13 protein-coding genes are annotated in these 18,011 nt (G+C 42.4%); all 13 read right to left on the bottom strand.

Annotation, left to right across the window (positions count from 1 at the left end; translation table 11 throughout):
• Positions 1-68 precede the first annotated feature (68 nt).
• Positions 69-1,301 (bottom strand): BatD family protein, encoded by a 1,233-nt coding sequence (locus HRQ85_RS04240; protein WP_172378800.1) that lies wholly within the window; start codon positions 1,299-1,301, stop codon positions 69-71.
• Positions 1,294-2,916 (bottom strand): vWA domain-containing protein, encoded by a 1,623-nt coding sequence (locus HRQ85_RS04235; RefSeq protein ID WP_172378799.1) that lies wholly within the window; start codon positions 2,914-2,916, stop codon positions 1,294-1,296. The genes HRQ85_RS04240 and HRQ85_RS04235 overlap by 8 nt, the downstream gene beginning before the upstream one ends.
• On the bottom strand, positions 2,909-3,931 hold the full coding sequence (locus HRQ85_RS04230) for a VWA domain-containing protein (RefSeq protein WP_253918828.1): 1,023 nt from the start codon (positions 3,929-3,931) through the stop codon (positions 2,909-2,911). Before HRQ85_RS04230 ends, HRQ85_RS04235 begins: the two co-directional genes overlap by 8 nt.
• Positions 3,921-4,427 (bottom strand): DUF4381 domain-containing protein, encoded by a 507-nt coding sequence (locus HRQ85_RS04225; protein WP_172378797.1) that lies wholly within the window; start codon positions 4,425-4,427, stop codon positions 3,921-3,923. The genes HRQ85_RS04230 and HRQ85_RS04225 overlap by 11 nt, the downstream gene beginning before the upstream one ends.
• A gap of 3 nt (positions 4,428-4,430) precedes the next feature.
• Entirely contained in the window at positions 4,431-5,384 is a 954-nt protein-coding gene (locus HRQ85_RS04220; protein ID WP_172378796.1) for a DUF58 domain-containing protein, read from the bottom strand.
• Between the two features lie 152 nt (positions 5,385-5,536).
• Entirely contained in the window at positions 5,537-6,541 is a 1,005-nt protein-coding gene (locus HRQ85_RS04215; RefSeq protein ID WP_172378795.1) for an AAA family ATPase, read from the bottom strand.
• 20 nt (positions 6,542-6,561) lie between these two features.
• Positions 6,562-7,569: a HEAT repeat domain-containing protein gene (locus HRQ85_RS04210; protein ID WP_172378794.1), complete on the bottom strand. Its 1,008-nt coding sequence runs from the start codon at positions 7,567-7,569 to the stop codon at positions 6,562-6,564.
• Between the two features lie 12 nt (positions 7,570-7,581).
• Positions 7,582-8,106 (bottom strand): hypothetical protein, encoded by a 525-nt coding sequence (locus tag HRQ85_RS04205; RefSeq protein WP_172378793.1) that lies wholly within the window; start codon positions 8,104-8,106, stop codon positions 7,582-7,584.
• Positions 8,103-9,392: an anaerobic sulfatase maturase gene (locus tag HRQ85_RS04200; RefSeq protein ID WP_172379341.1), complete on the bottom strand. Its 1,290-nt coding sequence runs from the start codon at positions 9,390-9,392 to the stop codon at positions 8,103-8,105. The genes HRQ85_RS04205 and HRQ85_RS04200 overlap by 4 nt, the downstream gene beginning before the upstream one ends.
• A 138-nt stretch (positions 9,393-9,530) precedes the next feature.
• Complete coding sequence (locus HRQ85_RS04195) at positions 9,531-11,111, bottom strand: arylsulfatase (RefSeq protein WP_172378792.1); 1,581 nt, start codon at positions 11,109-11,111, stop codon at positions 9,531-9,533.
• Between the two features lie 289 nt (positions 11,112-11,400).
• The gene (locus tag HRQ85_RS04190) at positions 11,401-12,702 is read right to left on the bottom strand and encodes a GGDEF domain-containing phosphodiesterase (RefSeq protein WP_172378791.1); all 1,302 of its coding nucleotides are present in this window, start codon (positions 12,700-12,702) and stop codon (positions 11,401-11,403) included.
• A 413-nt stretch (positions 12,703-13,115) separates the two neighbouring features.
• Entirely contained in the window at positions 13,116-15,788 is a 2,673-nt protein-coding gene (locus tag HRQ85_RS04185) for a transporter substrate-binding domain-containing protein (protein WP_172378790.1), read from the bottom strand.
• 314 nt (positions 15,789-16,102) lie between these two features.
• Positions 16,103-17,146 (bottom strand): GMP reductase, encoded by a 1,044-nt coding sequence (locus HRQ85_RS04180; protein WP_172378789.1) that lies wholly within the window; start codon positions 17,144-17,146, stop codon positions 16,103-16,105.
• Positions 17,147-18,011: the final 865 nt, after the last annotated feature.

Here is an 18,011-nt window from a genome sequence, read left to right as displayed (position 1 = left end):
TTGCTGCACTTTTCTCGGAAAATGAGTTGGGAGCATGAGAAATTTTAGTTGTAAAACTCCATCTAATTTCACTTAGCTCTACCAATTAAAACAATAGTTACAATTTTAACCATATGAGATTTTGCTTTTCTAAATTTGGTATTGAAAGCGTATCTATAACTTTTATATTTTGTGACTATATTGGTCAATTCAGTATTCTGGTTCCCTTCAACGAAGGTATAACGCTTATGTCTTACTCGTATAAATTTATATAGGATAGTTTCTGTATGTCCTAGTTGTTCAAATAAAACTGAAATCATTAACTGTAACGGCAGTGGGAAGCAATTTATTTCCTTAAGATTTTGAAATATGCGTTTCCGATTCGATATGAAATAGAAAGAAGTACACAATGATCCAATGGTCAATAGAATATAAGACCATTTTGCGCGAACATAGCTGGAAAACGTATGCTTAACTAGCCAAGTATCACCCTTGATGTAAGCCGTTTTCTCGGTCTGCGAATCCACATCCCACCATATGAGTTCGATATCCGGTAGCACCACTTCGCCGGGTTGTTCAAGAACTAATATGACCGATTCTCGAAGAGATGAATGTCGAACTCCCCGCGCTTGTCTATCTAATCGTTCCGGTGCGTTTGTGTAAACACGGACATTATCTTGAGCGTAGTCATCAACCTCTACAAGCTCTGGCATTAACATTGACGTTGTTCCACCCGCAGATAAAGAAACAACACGTTCAATAGAATCACCCACTTTTAATATATTGTCGTCGTTATCTTTCTCAATCGAGGTAACGAGCATTTTCTGATCTAGCTTTACGTTATCAGCAACAAGCCAAGGTGTTTCACCCAAGAAGCTCGCTGTCGGTTGAAACGCCTCAAAACCTAGCGGTTGAGTTAACACAACCCCTTCAATACTTTGCTCGCCATACTTTACTTGCAACTTTATCGCGATGGGCGGAACAACAAATTCCCCGCTCTTTGTCGGAAACAACGGAATTTCCCAGAGTTGCTGTAGATACTTATCGCCCTTGACCGTCGCACTGCCATTGATGCTGTTGGCGTCTTGCAACAACACCAAAGTATTATCGATTTCAAACCGATTAATCATCGTGCCTTTGGTAAACCACGTTTTAGATCTAATGTCGATATTGAGTGTCAGTTGTTCACCAACTACCGATCTTTTTTGGCTAAGGTAGCTATCCACGATGACATGATCACTATGCAAAAGATCTGAAAAATTGACCGATGCCATGCTAGGAGCAGACGTAATCACAATAAATAACCACAGGAATCTACTCATCTTCTTCATCCCTCCGTACTTGTTCAAATTGTAATAACTGAGTCGCATCACCATCTTCTAGCTGAAAATAGAATTTGGAAGAAAGAAACCGTTCGAGTTTCGCATCGACACGTCGCATCCACTTATCATTCAGCTGTGGATCGGACAATATCTCTTCTGAGGTGAGCGTTTCTTCAATCAATTGATCTTGCTGGACGTTTGTCTCTGCACCTTCGCTAGTCTTCGGTTTGTCCCCTAGTTCTCGACTATTTTGTCTCTCGTTGTTATTGCTTTGGCTTTTAGAAAATTGGTCGATTTGCTCAATGATGTGATTGATTATGTCGTAGTTTACTTGTGCTCCAGGGTAGTCTGGATCTTCCTTTAGAATCGATTGATAGACCGTTTTCGCCGCAACGTATTCTCTCTGGTGTGCAAGGGCAGCTCCTGCCCCAAAAAGAGATTTGAGTGAATCTGTTCTGAGAAAATATTCCTGAGCAAGTGCATAGTCGCCGGCATGATAATAGCTCAACGCTTTCATATAATCGTTTTCAAAAACACTCGCAGCTTGTGAAAATTCCGCGTCATCAAACAGTCGCTGTCCTTGCTGATCATACGTCAACCACAAGTCAATGAATTGCCATTCACGAGCCTGAACATCATTGGGGCTCAAAGAAAGAGACACCGCAAGCCCAATCCAACACCACTGAACAAGCCAACCTTTTCGGAACCATAAGAGGTAGAACAGTGCGACCACAAAAATCAGATAATACCCCGCATCATTCCAAGGCATCATATTGTCTTCACTCATCAATAAATGTTGGTTGATATTGCGAATAAGCGAGTGAATATCACTATTATCAACCGTGACTTGTTGATAATGCCCCCCCGTATTATTCGCTAGGGTTTCCAATTGGTTGTCATTAAATTCAAGCCCACTTTCCACTCGAGGGTCGCCGACGCCTAACACCAAGAGTTGATGAGGTGACTGTTTAAAGTACTCACTGAACATCGACATTGCATCTTGGCTTACCGCATCGGTTACGAGTAATACGCTTGCTGCCGGACGACCCCGCAGTAAATCCTCGATATGCGATAGCGTATATTGAGCAAACTTGCCGTGCCGAGGTAGAACCTGCGGATTGATGGCACTCAGTAACGGAGAAAACACATCGACATCGCGAGTCAGTGGCATAGCAACATGCGCACTTCCTGAGTACACAATCAAAGTCGTTTGTCCGCCTTGGCGCTGTGTAATTAGGTCATCAATTTTGTATTGAGCCAGTCGTAAACGACTTGGCGCGACATCCTTCTCAAGCATCGAGTCGGATACATCCAAAACCACGACTAAGTCAGATTTGTCCTCTCCAAATGGGCTTGCCTGCTTGCTCCAGGTCGGTCCCGCTAACAGCACAATGATTGAAATGCACGTAATGACGAGCACCTTTAGCGGTAGATTCCGTGTCCAGCGCCCTTCTCCGTCTTTCAAAACCGCCAGCAAATGCGCGGGAATGCGATTTAGCCACTTCTGTTGTTGATTAGCTTGCGACCAATTGAGGTAGATAACTGCGATAAATGGGATCAAAAGCCAAAGGTATTCTGGACGCATAAAGTGAAAATATGACAATACGTTATTCATCGTTATGCTCCTTTTTCAATACAGGGCTGATTCGAAAACTAATTCGTCGCTTTAGGGTGTATACCCACATCAATACAAGATAATTCAGCGTCAATATAAGGACGGGAACGTAGTGCTTAGATTCTTTTATTTGATAGGTGAAACTTTCAAATAGCACAGGTTCTAGTAGAGCAATTTCTTCATAGACTCGTTGCAATTCTGACGGTGATAACGCTAAAAATGCTTGTCCACCTGTGATGAGTGAGACTTGCTCTATTACTTCCATATCAAGCTCTTGCTCACCGACGGTAGCGGGATCCCCCATAGCAATCATATGGATTCGAATGTCATATTGTGCTGCGACTTTTGCCGCTTCGATTGGTGGAACTAAACTGTCAGTGTCATTACCATCCGTTAGAACCAACATCACTTTCTCTTCGCTCACACTATTTTCAAGAAAGTTCTTTATTCCTAAACCAATTGCATCCCCTAAGTGGGTATTTTGCCCAGCCATTGCCACACGAGTTTCGTTAAGGAGAGCATTCCAAGCATCGAGATCGGCGGTAAATGGTGTTTGTAGATAAGCAGCATCCCCAAACAGAATTAACCCTAACCGGTCGCCTTGTCGGTCATGACTAAAGTCACTCAAGATGCCTTTTGCTGCCGTTAACCGAGAGGTTGCATCCCCGCTTGCGTTGACAAAATCTTCTTGTGCCATTGAGCCAGATAAATCCATGACAATCATCAGATCTCTTCCATGTACCTCTCGGGTCTGTGGCTCCGATAGCCACACGGGCTTGGCCATCGCTGCAACTAATAAAATCCACCCAAGAATCAATGAACACTGTTGCCAGCGTGTAGCCGTAAGTTTTGTTGCACCTTTGGTTGCTCGTAGCCCTAGAGAATCAGTCAGCACATCAAAAAAAGAAACTCGTATAGCCGATCGTTTGGTTTCGTAAGGCGGCGCCCAACGATAAACCAACACAGGGAGAACCAATAAAATAATTGCCCAAGGGTGTTCAAATTCAAGATTCATGTTGTTCTCCATGCTTCAGCACCCACTGTTGGTAACGTTCACTTAGCGCAAGTCCCTCTTCTACCATGAAAATACTCGGCTCTGATCGGGCAAACTGCGCTTGATTGAGTCGACCTAAAAATTCAGGCGATAAATCAAGTTCAAAACAAGCATTCAAGAACTGATACCATTCATCACCATACAGCTTTGCCACACTTTTACGCCCGTATGCCACGCTCGCTGCTTGTTTCACTACCTGATTCATCTGTTGGATAATCTGATGAGTTATGGCACCAGAGCACTGCAGCTCATTCGTTAAGTGGGTTAATTGGTGAATCGCTTCTCGACGGTATGCATTCTTTTTCCACCGAATGTAGAGCTTTATAACAAACAGAGTGAACCCAAGTAACAATAGCCCTAGGAGGACTTTCCAACCCATTGCCTCAGGCCACATACTGATGGTTTTCATTGCAGCAGGTTCGACTAAGTCACTCAGTAATATATTATTTTTTGACATACGCTAGCTTCTCATACCACGTTGAAAGTTCTTGATATGTTGACCGTCGGTACCAATTTCGATTAACGAAAAGTCCCGTTGCCTAAACCATTGACTGAGTTGTTCATTTTGTTGAGTGGTGTGAGCTTCGTAACGCTCGATTACTTTATGCTCGCGCCCTATTGCCAGTTGGCTTTCACCATCACTCACAAACAGTTGATCGAAACCAGACAATTCTTTTTCTAGCGCATCCTGAATATGGACACCAATCACGCCATTCGTCGTTCGTATTTTTTGAATAAGCTTCTTCGTGTTGCTGTCGCTACCTTTGAAGTCGCTGATCACCACAAACAACGCACCATGATAAGAAAGCTTACTCACCCACTTCAGGGCATCATTAAGTGAATCTTGTGGCGATTTAGCCGATTCAATAGCCTTCAGAGATAAGCCATGGTTCATTTCTTCCATTTTTTTGAGTATTTGATAGGTTTGTGTTTGGCTACGTTTAGGGCTAAAGAAGTGCTGCTCCTTGTCATTAAATATGAGAGCGCCAACACGATCACTGTCTTTAACTACTTGCCATGCGCACAGTGCCGCAATCTCTGCTGCCACCACCGACTTCATCGTGTCTTGTGAGGAAAAAAGCATACTCTGTCTTTGGTCCACAAGCAGAACAACCGGCAAATCCTTTTCTTCCGTAAACACCTTAATGTGGGGTTGTCTTGTCCGTGCTGTAACCCGCCAATCGATTGAACGCACATCATCACCCGCTTGATAATGGCGATACTCTTCAAAGTTCAATCCTCTCCCCCGATAATGACTGAGGTGTTGCCCCGACATTAAGCTGCCCGCTTTATTGCTAGGGTGAAGTGAAAATGAGCCAATCAGATGCTTAAATTCTGCCAACCGTCTTATGTCGACATACACTCTAGGATCATGTTGGGAATTAGACGTAGTGTTAGTGCGAATGATTGACATAGGTGATCACTTATTAAAGAAAAAGAAGATCAGTAAAGCACCGCTAGAAGTTGAAGTTGGTGCTATTCAGAAGTAGGGGTAATCTAGAAAACAGATGTTTTAAGAAAACGATTATTAAAAAACAAAGGCTTTAAAAAACAGATGCTAAAAAACTAGGTTAAAACAACATGGTCCAGAATTTCATCGATCACTTGATGAGAGGTGACCCCATCAGTAAGCGCATCAAAAGATAATGAAATACGGTGCCCAAGAACCGAGTGAATTACGCTACGCACATCATCGGGTGTAACATAAGCTTCACCGTTCAACCACGCATGAGCGCGAGAAGTTCGGTCTAAAGCAATTGATGCTCGAGGGCTTGCCCCCACAGTAATCCACTGACTCAGGTTGCTTTCTGGGTAGTCCATTGGCTTTCGAGTCGCCATGATGATATCGACGATATATCGCTCTATATTTTCAGAGACATACAAAGCTTTAACTTGCTCTTTTCCCGCCAGTACATGATCAATGAAAAGAGATTGAGTAACGCTTGATACTCCATCCTTGCCATCAACTTGAGTCGACTCTTGCGTATCTAAATCTTCTTGGCGAACCAAGCGGATAATGTCTAACTCGGCTTGAGCGTCAGGATAATCGACCACCAACTTCATTAAGAATCGGTCCATCTGAGCTTCAGGGAGCGGGTAAGTCCCCTCTTGCTCTATAGGGTTTTGAGTGGCTAGTACCATAAAGGGTTGCGGTAATGATAACGTCTGCCCCGCTGCCGTCAGAGTGCCCTCAGCCATCGCCTCTAAAAGCGCCGCTTGAACCTTTGCGGGCGCGCGATTTATTTCATCTGCAAGCACAATGGAGTTAAATATTGGACCCGGTTTAAAAGACAGCTGTGGCTTACCATCCACTTCATTGTAAACCTCAGATCCAGTTACATCCGATGGCAATAGGTCGGGAGTAAACTGAATACGACTAAATGCGAGACCAAGATTGTCCGCTAACGCTTTCACTGAGCGTGTTTTCGCCGTACCCGGCAAGCCCTCTAACAGCACATGCCCGCCGCTTAATAAACCAATTAGAATGGAACGAACCACCGACTCTTGCCCAACGACTGCTTGATTGAGGGTTGCTTCAAGCTGATTAACGGTATTCATGTGTTTAGACATCATCATTCCCCTTTGGAACTCTAAGATTGGACATTTGGCTGTGTGTCATTGGTGTCTTGTTTCGTGAACTGTGACAACTCTTCTAAACAGGATTTTGCGTCCTGTTCGTTTGAAATCAGCAACTCGCACGCTGCATACAAGTAGTGAGGTTTACCTGACATTTCATACAAGGAATAAAACAATGGGTACGCATCTTCGGGGTGATTCTTTTGTGTTATCGATGCCAACGTATAGAGGTATCGATGATTCTTAGGCTCGAGTTCACTCGCATGTTTGAACTGTAATTCTGCATCCAGATAGTTATTCTGTTTCGCTTTAATAATACCTAATTGGAAATGGAGTGATGCCACAAGGGGCTGTTGCTCACCACGCTGATTAATAAAAGCTTCCGCTTCATCCAGTTTGGCTTGGCGAACCAGTATTTCGCTATGCAGTAATGTACTGCGATGCCCAAGCTGTTCTGTATTTTCTAACCGAGCTAATTCTTCTGATGCTTGCAAGTAATTCGCTTGAGAAATGTAGATTTCAGTACGTTCAAAAGAAGGCTTGTCTTGTGTATCCTCTAAATATTCAACAATTTTTCTGTCGAGGTACGCTTGCTGGTCATGATTCATTACACTTCGTAGCGTCGAAACACTGCGAATAGCCTGAATTTTAACCTTACCGTTATTATCATTCAGTAGAGGAGAAACGACATCCCACCTAGCAACTGGTGACCAATATTGAACCGCTCGGATGGCAGCGATTCTCATCTCTGGTTCCGAATCTCTCGATGCTCGTGCAATCGCTATTAGTGCATTCTTTCCATTAAAATTACCAAGCTCAACCGTCGCTGCGATACGCGATTCTAAATCCACATTATGGTCTTGCGATAGTCTCGAATAATGATGTTCAAGCTCCATTGCACTTTTCGGCGCAACGGCACTATTTGTTTCAGGCTGGCTTATTGACTCGGCTTGAGCTACACCAGTCACATTTGATATGATTAGGGCGATGATCATCCACCACGAATTTGGTCGATTTTTCATATTAAGTACCTTCTATTCATGACTCGTCGTATTGGTGTTGGCATCGACTTGCATTGCAATCCACTGCCACATGTAAAGGTTCTTGTCTTTATCAAAACCATGATCTTCAGACCATTGCTCTGTTGCATTGACCAATTCGTCATAGGTCACATCACCGGCTTCGGTTCCAGTTTCTATGTACCCTAATTGGGTCAAAGCACCTGCCATATCCTCATACGCAACTGGCGCAACCGGCAATACTTGGTAGCCATTATCTAACATCATCAACAAGATATCGGCGTATGATTTCGACTTTAGGTACGCCCCTTGTTTGGTTTCAAACTCTTGACCACAGCGCTCATCATTAGGCTTTTGTTGACACAGATTAAATAGTTCAGCGTAGTGTGAGTAGTTATCCGACATTTGGTTGTAAGCTTTGTCCTGATATTTGCCTAAAGTAAATTTGGTTTCTGGCGCTAAATCAGTCGCGAATACCGAAGTTGACGCCACAAACGTAAGTGCACCAATACAAGTCAGTAACATTCGTTTGATTTTCATAAAGACTCCTTAGGTAGCTGAATAGACATTGCTGTTGGGTTGATTTTTTTATGCACTTCATATCCCATCGTTCGTACAATCAATGAGACGTATGGGTCTATATGGGTGAAAAATTTCTTCCAACCAGCACATAAGTAGTTCAACCCAGTTTCACCATCCATCGTCTTGATAAAGCGGTTTTTCGGACACTCACCAAAACAGGCAAACTGATATCTACATTCTCTGCATTGCTTTGGCAGCGTACTTTCTTTGGCATAACCAAACGCTTCTTGCTCTTTTGAAAACTGCATATCCTCTAAGCGGGTATCATTGATGTTGCCTAGCTTATATTCGGGATAAACATAATGGTCACACGCAAATACATCCCCATTCGCTTCAATCGCAAGCCCCTTACCACACATGGGTGCCAAGGTACATAATGGATTTACTCGCCCCATCCAAGACTCAACACACGCTTCAAAGTAAGGCACATTGATTAGACCGATGTCGTTGTCAATCCATTCATCAAATACAGTGCATAAGAAGTCACCCCACTGCTTGTCAGACACACACCAACTTTCTACAACCGAGTTAGGATGTTTAGGGTCAGTTTCAGGCATGCCTTGGAAGATTACCTCAGCATCATTCCAGCGTTGAGGTGCAGTACTTCGAAAGCTTTTGGGCTCAACAATAGGAATAAACTGCATCTGTTTTGACTTAACTACGTCACGCAGAAATTTATAGACCTCTAGAGCATTCGCAGCAGTTAGGTTATTGACGCAGGTTAGCGTCGCAAATTGCACGTTATGCTTATGTAGAACTTCAAGACCTTTCATCGTCTGACTGAATGTACCTCGACCTGAACGATTCACTCGATAAGCGTTATGCAGCATTTCAGGTCCATCAATGCTCAAACCTACTAAGAAATGATTTTTCGCTAAAAACTTACCCCATTCATCGTTCAATAAAATACCGTTGGTCTGAAGGTTGTTTTCAATTGTCACACCTTTAGGACAGTATTTTTTTTGTAATCGAACGACATCACGGAAGTAATTGACACCAAGTAACGTTGGTTCGCCACCTTGCCAGTGAAAAACGATTTCTGAGTGGTTCTGTTGTTCAATGTAAGAACGAATATAGTGCTCTAATGCATCGGCATCCATTTGTGGCTGGCAGTTACTTTCATCAGCAAACAACTCTTTCTTACTGAGATAGTAACAATATTGGCAATCGATATTACACTTTGAACCCACTGGCTTCGTCATGATATTCATGCGCTTTACCGGTTGTTTAATATCCATTGACATTGAAGCTGGTGAAGTAATGCTAGACATAAGGCTGACCTTTAAATTATTGAGCTCACTTCATTGTGACTTATGGCTATCCTAGCGCTGTGGTTATATGAAGCTGGAGGAACTCTCCTCCAGCTTCAACGTGCTCGGTGCTTATTTGTACTGAGCGCGCTCCCAGATTTGCATTTTGTCTACGATGCTCTTGACCGTCCAAGAACCCGGTTGCTGACGAGGTGGGAACTCTTCAAACGTTTGCAAGAATTGGTAAGTGCTTGATGCCGCCATATACATGTATGGTAGATGCTCAACTTGCCATTGTGGGTAACCCGCACCTTCATCAATTGCGATTTCATAAGGGTCTTGACGCAAATTGAAGATATGAGGCAAGCGCAGCTCTTCAAAGTCACAACGCCATGTCGCAATACCATGACAGTTGTTTTCGGTAAACATCACTTTCCAGTCACCCATGCGGATAGCTGAGATATGACCATCATCGGCTGCATAAACATAGTTTTTACGTGGCCAATCAGCGTTGTCATCAGCTGTTGTTGACTTAGCTTCAATAAGCTTAGGCATCAAGTTATAGCCATCTAAGTGAACACGGTAGTCAGTACCGTTAAGCTTCGTTCCTTCTTTGAGCTTAGCAACCATTTCTGGCTCCCCAGCAGCTGCTAAGAACGTTGGAGCCCAGTCATTATGTGCTGCGATTTCGTTGACGACTTGACCAGAAGGGATCTGATTTGGCCAACGAACCATTGCAGGAACACGGAAGCCCCCTTCCCACGTTGAGTTTTTCTCACCACGGTAACGCGCTGTACCGCCATCAGGCCAACCCCACTTTTCAACACCATTATCACTTGTGTAAGATACGATCGTATTGTCAGCAATCTTCAGATCGTCGAGCTTATCAAGCAGTTGACCAACCATGTTGTCATGTTCAACCATACCATCACCGTATAGTCCACCACGCTTAGACAGCCCTTTAGACTCTTCTTTTAGGTGAGTCCAAACATGCATGCGTGTTGAGTTGTACCATACGAAAAATGGTTTTTTCTCTTTATGTGCACGGTCAATAAAGTCTAGTGCTGCAACTAAAAACTCTTCATCAACAGTTTCCATTCGTTTAATTGAAAGCGCACCCGTGTCTTCAACACGACCGTCTGCGTAAGAGTGGATAACACCACGCGGGCCAAACTGTTTTTTGAAAGCTGGATCTTGAGGGTAATCGGCATGCTCAGGTTCTTCTTCTGCATTCAAGTGATAAAGGTTACCAAAGAACTCATCAAAACCATGGTTTGTTGGAAGATGCTCATCAAGGTCACCAAGGTGGTTTTTGCCAAACTGCCCCGTCATATAACCTTTGTCTTTTAACATTGCGGCAATGGTAGGATCTTCTTTCTTAATACCTTGTTTAGCACCTGGCATACCTACTTTTGAAAGCCCCGTACGCATCACATGCTGACCAGTAATAAAAGCAGAACGCCCTGCAGTACATGACTGCTCACCATAAAAATCAGTGAATAGAACCCCTTCATTAGCAATTCGATCGATGTTTGGAGTCCAGTGACCCGCTTGACCACGAGTATATGCACTGATGTTGTCCATCCCAATATCATCTCCCCAAATCGCTAGGATATTAGGACGACTGATATCAGTTGTAGCAAAGCTCGCGGTTGCTGTCGTGGCGAGAACCGCACCAATCGACAGCATTAAAAGATTCTTCTTATTAACCATAATGACCTACCTTAATAAATACTTGCTTCGTTGTTATAGAGATTCTAATCCTCAAGCAAAAATCTAAGTGCAGTAGTAACACTTCATTTTTTAAGGTTTCGAATTCGTACAAAAGCACTTGGAATAACCTGCAGGATAATGACTATCCATTTAAACCAATGACTCTTAACAACTTGCAACTTGATGGAACAAAAAGTCCGTTATCAAGATGGCATATTTACTTTCAGTGAGGTATTCGGAATATTACTGAATATTAACTGTAAAAATTACTAGGTGCGGTCCTGCTCGTTTATATGTCGTATACTTGCGCCGATGACAGTACGCTAATTTGCCGAACGAAAAGATATTCAATCAAAAAGTCTTTCGGCTGCGGACGACAGATTTCATACCCTTGTAAGAAATCAGCACCAACCTCAATCAACATCTCGATTTGTTCTTGGTTCTCAATACCTTCAGCGATGACTTTGACATCTAAGCAGCGTGCTATCGAGATAGTGGCATCGACAATAATCTCATCAGTAGGCGATTTCGAGATATTGTCGACGAAGTGACGATCAATTTTTATGTAATCTAGAGGGAACATATCAAGGCAACCCAATGCGGAATATCCGGTTCCAAAGTCATCAATGGCTATCTGATAGCCCAATTCTTTTAATTGATGGAGTTGTTTAACTGTGCGATTCAAATCTTTTGAAATTGACGTCTCTGTCAACTCCAGAATGATACTTTGCATAAGTTCAGGAGTAAGCATAGCTTGGTGCTCATAGCTCTCAATACCAAGCTCAAGCTCTTTGCGCGATAGGTTATATGAAAATTGAATCGGCTCGACCAATTGATTATTAATTTCAATGATATAACGGCAAAAACGAGCAAACAACAACTCACTTAATGGCTTCATTAATCCAGTGCTTTCTGCTACCTGAATAAACTCATCTGGCCCCACATATCCTAATACTTCATCATTCCAACGCGCTAAAGCTTCACAGATAGTGATCTTGTTTGCCAAAGGATCATAGATAGGTTGAAAATGCAGATCAAAGTTATCTTCCTCGATTGCACTGCATAAACGTTGATAAACCATCAAGTGGCGTTTTATTTGGATGCGCTTTTGATGGTTAAACCGCTCAATGCGCTTGCCACTTTTTTCCTTAGCGTCAGAAAGTGCATTTTCAGCACAAGACATCAATGTAGTCACGTCTGCAGCATCATCAGGGTAGAGGCTTACACCACCTGACATGCCTATCCATATAGGCGGGAGTCCTTCTATCTCAATCGGGCTGGAAAAACAGTCCAATACATATTGATTGAAACGCTCAAAGTTATAGTTGTTTTTCTCAATAATACAGACAAATTTTTGTTCACTAACCTGATATAGATAGTGCTCTTCTTTAAAATTTCCCTTGAGCCGTTTGTGCAATATTAAGGTAATTTCTTCCCTTTGTTCTTGGCTAAAAAAGGTTAAGATTGAACGAAATATACCAACATCTCCAATAAAATAGGCATACTCATTCCATTTAAACGCTTCACTCTCAAGTAATTCACAAAGCTCATGACGGCGAATAAAAGGGATAATATTATGAGTTAAAATCATGGTTCCACTTTATGTTTACGGCAGCTAATCCGCTAGGGTACGTACCGAACGCCACCTTTGTAAATGACGAGTTTTGCATAGAAGCATTCAGTTTCTGAATAGCTGATACTTCTGAATAAATAATAGGTCAGTCGTGCTTGCTAGACAGGCAGTATCTATTAGATAGGTCGTTTGCTGGACATGATTTGATTTCAAGACGAAAGAAACAAAACTGCGAAGATGCCCCCAACTCTGATCTTAAAAGAGGTCAAGAATCATTAAACATGTGAGAGGGTTGCTTAGACGAGGTATACGGCGTGTGAGCTGAATGCCCGGGTTTCAGGTTAAAGGTGAATTCACTTAAAGATTCAGGTTACAAAAGTTGTACTGCCCTCATGAAACTTACCACTTGGGCAGTGATACCACTACGATTGTTAACCTACTTCTGGTAGCGGGAGTTCAGTGGCTATAGTGGTACCTTCACTATTGGATTCAATGTTGAATTTGGCACTGATTAACCGTGCCCTTTCAGTCATACTTTGTAGTCCAAGTCCAGGTGACTTCATCGCTTCAGCAACATCAAACCCAATACCGTCATCCATAATTTTTAAAACTAGGCTCTGGTTAATTACATTAAGAGTAACAAGTACTTTTGTCGCCTCTGAATATTTAGCGATGTTCCGTAATGCTTCCTGGGTTATTCTGAACAGTCCAAGCTCAGACGCTTTGTCGAGTTCAATTTTGGTTGACGTTGTCTCAAAGTGAACCGCAATCATCTCCCTATCGGCATAGCTGCCAATTTCTGATTGCAACGCATCTATTAGGCCTAGATCATCCAGTATTGAAGGGTGTAACCTTCTCGATAAGCCATGAATATCATTGGCCACTGAAACTATGTCTCTTTTAACTGATCCAAGACGCTCTTTGGCAGGAAGAAGCGATTCGTCCAACTCCAGCGTAGCGATTGAAATAGACAGCACTGCCAGTCGTTGGCTCAAATCATCATGTAACTCACGTGCTACACGTCTTCTTTCTTCTTCTTGTACATGCAATAGCTTCGACGTGAGATTTCTGAGTTCTGTTTCGTTCTGCTGAACTTGCAGCTCGACCAATTTTTGTTCAGTAATATCCTGAACCGTACCTCGAGCCGACATTAACTTACCATCTTTACCTAAAGTTAACTCAGCTACTTCTCTAACCCACTTCAGTTCATCATCGGCAACAATACGATATTCATGTTGGAAAATGCCCGTCTTCAACGCTGCTTTCCAACTGTTTTTTACTTCTTCCCTATCCTCTGGGTAAATAAAACCTGTGTAATCATCTTGTGTTAATGGGAGCCCTCTTGCTAACCCAAGCATTACACGAATCTGAGGAGAGATCTGCTCAAGCTCTCGATCTGCATTAAGCTCCCAACTACCTACTCTTGCGACACGTTGTGCATTATTAAGACGTTCATCATTTTTAGACAACAACTTAATTGTCTTCGCTTTATTGATGGTCAAGATCGTCGTAATAAAAACGACGCCAACTAGACTCAGGCCAAATATCCAATAAAATATCGAGCTCCAGTCCGTACGATGTACAACCTTAATCTTGGTCCACTTATCCATTATCTTATTTATTTCATTCTCGCCCAAGTCTTTAATTAGCTTATTGAATAGAGTCAATAACTCAGGTTTTGATGGATGAACGGCAATCGCGAGTTCAAATTTGAATTCGGTCTCGGCTGATTTAACGATATGTTCTAAACTGTATTCGTTGATAGTTTGGGACATAACGTGTGGGCTAGTCGCTGTGGCATCAACGTCTCCTCTATCTAGAGCTTTATAAGCGTCGACTCCATTTTTATAAGTAACATAGTTAAGATCGGGGTAGTTTTTCTTTAGCAGTCTCGCGACAGAGGAGTTTTTGCTGACTCCAATTTTGTATCCATCTAATTCATCCAAGCTGCCAAACACTGGACCATCGTCATGAGAAAAAATCGTTAAATAATAAGTAAGGACGGGGTTAGTCAATAAAACTTCTTGTTTTCTTTTTTCATTGATGTTGATGGTAGGGATAAAGTCTAGTTCGCCCTCTAACAATGCTTGGTACGTCTCGGTCCAGCTAGGGTAATCAACATAATAGCTGCCTACATCGTATTTGATGCTAAGCTCTTTAACCAAATCTGCAGCTAAGCCCCCCATAGTCCCATCTTCTTCAACATAAGAGTAAGGAGAGTATTTGGTCGGCTGCGAGTAAATTAGCCGTTTATTGTTGTCCAGCCACAATTGCTCTTCTTCCGAGAGGCCTTTTTCAAGTGGCAATGATTGTTGTTGATTAACCCATTTATCAGCTAAACGTCTCTTTTCTTCCGGCGTAACGGAGGAGATCGCTTTATTGAGAATAGATACGAGTTCTGGCCAATCTTTCCTTACAGCAAAATAGGCTTGCTTTGGCTCTGCTATTTCAGCAATACCCAAATGACCTCGAGACTCAATCAGTGATAAGAATCGACTGCTCAAGTATGTATCACATATACTTGGGTAACATAAAAAGTAGTCACTATCGCCTTTCAAAATAGAATTCACGCCTTGATGAATGCTATCAACACCTTGTAACTGCACATCTGGGTATAATTGTGAAAGCAACCTTTGGTCAACAGTATCTCGAAGAACAGAGACTTTTTTGCTTCCTAATTGAGTATAACTACTGATTAACGCTTTGCTTTTTTTCGCGTATAGAAGGCTCGGTGAACCGGTAAAGTAGGATTGAGTATAATTAAGATAACGCTTTCGGTCCTCAGATTTACTAACGAGATGAAGTAAATCGATGTGTCGGTCTTCAGCAAATTGCTTGTACTCACTCCACGTTTTCCCTTGAACAAACTCAAAAGATAAACCAACTTTATCCCCCAGTAATTGAAGGTATTCAATGGAGTAACCCGCTGGAGCACCATTTTCGATAAAATCAAAGGGGGCGTTTCCACTTGAGTTGTTCGTTTTAATAACAGGAGCGTTATCAATCCATCGCTTCTCATCTTCCGTTAATTGCACAGTTTGTGCGAACGCTACGTGTATAAGAAACACACAAGTCAAAACAGATTTTGCTAGCAACTTCAGCATATCAAACGCACCTGATTAATTACATTGGATTAACAATTAATCCTAGCCCATAACGTTGGCATTATCATTAAAAACAGATGTATCATATTGAAAAATTTCGACAAATGATGATATCAAGCGAAACTTTAGTACTAGTATTATTCTGATTGACTGCTGACGTTGACTTTAGAAAAAGATAAACACGCAATTGATTTTGCTACACCAATTAGTCAAGTCAAGGTTGTGATGTACCTACTGCCACTTACTAAATCCCAAACAAAAAAGAGCCGCTAAAAAGCGGCTCATGATCTTCAAACTATTCGAACTCGTTCAGATTACTCTTTACCGAATACGTTGTTCTCTTGCTCTTGTACACGGATGAAAGTCGTACGCTTAGTTAGCTCTTTAAGCTTTGCTGCGCCTACGTATGTACAAGTTGAACGTACACCACCAAGGATGTCAGAAATTGTGTTGTGAACTGAACCACGGTATGGAAGTAAAACAGTTTTACCTTCCGCAGCACGGTACTTAGCAACACCACCTGAGTGCTTGTCCATAGCCGACTGTGAAGACATGCCGTAGAACTTCATGAATTGCTTACCGTCTTGCTCTACAACTTCGCCGCCTGACTCAGAGTGACCTGCTAGCATGCCGCCTAGCATTACGAAGTCAGCACCGCCGCCGAACGCTTTAGATACGTCACCCGCACATGAACAACCACCGTCACCGATGATCATGCCGCCAAGGCCGTGTGCTGCGTCGCCACACTCGATGATTGCAGAAAGTTGAGGGTAACCTACGCCTGTTTTAACACGTGTAGTACAAACAGAACCAGGGCCGATACCAACCTTAACAATGTCTGCGCCAGCTAGGATTAGCTCTTCAACCATGTCACCCGTTACAACGTTACCAGCAGAGATAACTTTGTTCGGGAATTCAGCACGTACTTTTTGTACGTACTCAACTAGGTGCTCTGAGTAGCCGTTAGCGATATCAATACAGATAAATACGAAGTCTTCGCTAAGCGCCATGATTTGCTTTGTTTTCTCAAACTCAGCTTCAGATGTACCCGTTGACACAAATACGTTGTTCAGTGTTTTCTTGTCTGCTGTTTTAGCGAACTCAGCCCACTGGTCTACTGTGTAGTGCTTGTGTACTGCAGTCATAACACCGTGCTCTGCTAGAGCAGCTGCCATTTCAAAGCTTGCTACCGAATCCATGTTAGCTGCAATTACTGGAGTACCAGACCATTGACGACCGCTATGCTTGAATGTAAAATCGCGGGTTAATTCAACTTGAGAACGGCTTTTAAGGGTAGAACGCTTCGGACGGAAGAGTACATCTTTGAAACCTAACTTAAGTTCTTGTTCGATACGCATGGTGTTTTCCTTGATTCATAAAATTATGTGTCTCTCGCGAAATGCGTAGTAAAACCGTTGGCAGACGGGTTTACTTTTCTTCGGACACAAAAAAACCGGAGCGTTGGCAGACGCTCCGGTTTTCAGCATTATAGGTCGTGATTTAGTAACAGCAAGTCTGATATTTCACTTTTTTTTATGCTATCCTCTCAAAGATTCCATATCCGCTAAAACTCCCCTAGCTGTACTTTCCAACTAAATTCTTACTAATTAATAACTTAGCGAACCATCCACGCAAACTCTGTTGGTTTATTGCGCAATCGTTTTCCTTCAGATTTCACACAATATCGCCCTCACAATGCAAATATGTGAAGAAAGTGACTCGAAATCACATAAAAATCACACTTTTCTCCAACAAAAAAATGCCTTTTTTCTTAAATAAATTCGATTTTTTTCTAATTTTTATCTGTTTTCGACCAAATTGGGTAATCTCGTGACGTTTTTGTTTTGCTGTCACTTGGAAAAGTAGGATGAAAACGACTCAATCTAGAGACCAATATCCACTTGGGTTTGATAATTCAACCTTCACACTCCATTAAATACCCCTTTCCAGCTTGCACTTTATAAAACCAATCTCTATTAACCCGTGGCATTACGGTTCCAAAAGCGCGTTTCGTCGCCGCCCTTTCGTTCATGTAACCTAGAAGACTCTGCAAAGAGCTCAGTAAAAGAGGATTGGTTGATGTGAAAAACTGGGGGAAAAGATAAGATTTTAAGAATAGAAAGCAAAAAAATGGCTAAGGTGGTTAACCTTAGCCATTTTTATTCGCTGATTAGACTGATGCTAATACGCGTATAAGAAAGCGTTGTTTGACGAATAGAACGA

Source organism: Vibrio sp. Vb339 (assembly GCF_902751245.1).
Taxonomy (GTDB): Bacteria; Pseudomonadota; Gammaproteobacteria; order Enterobacterales; family Vibrionaceae; genus Vibrio; species Vibrio coralliirubri.
Note: the sequence above shows the minus strand (reverse complement) of the source record. Positions and strands in the feature narration are given on the sequence as shown.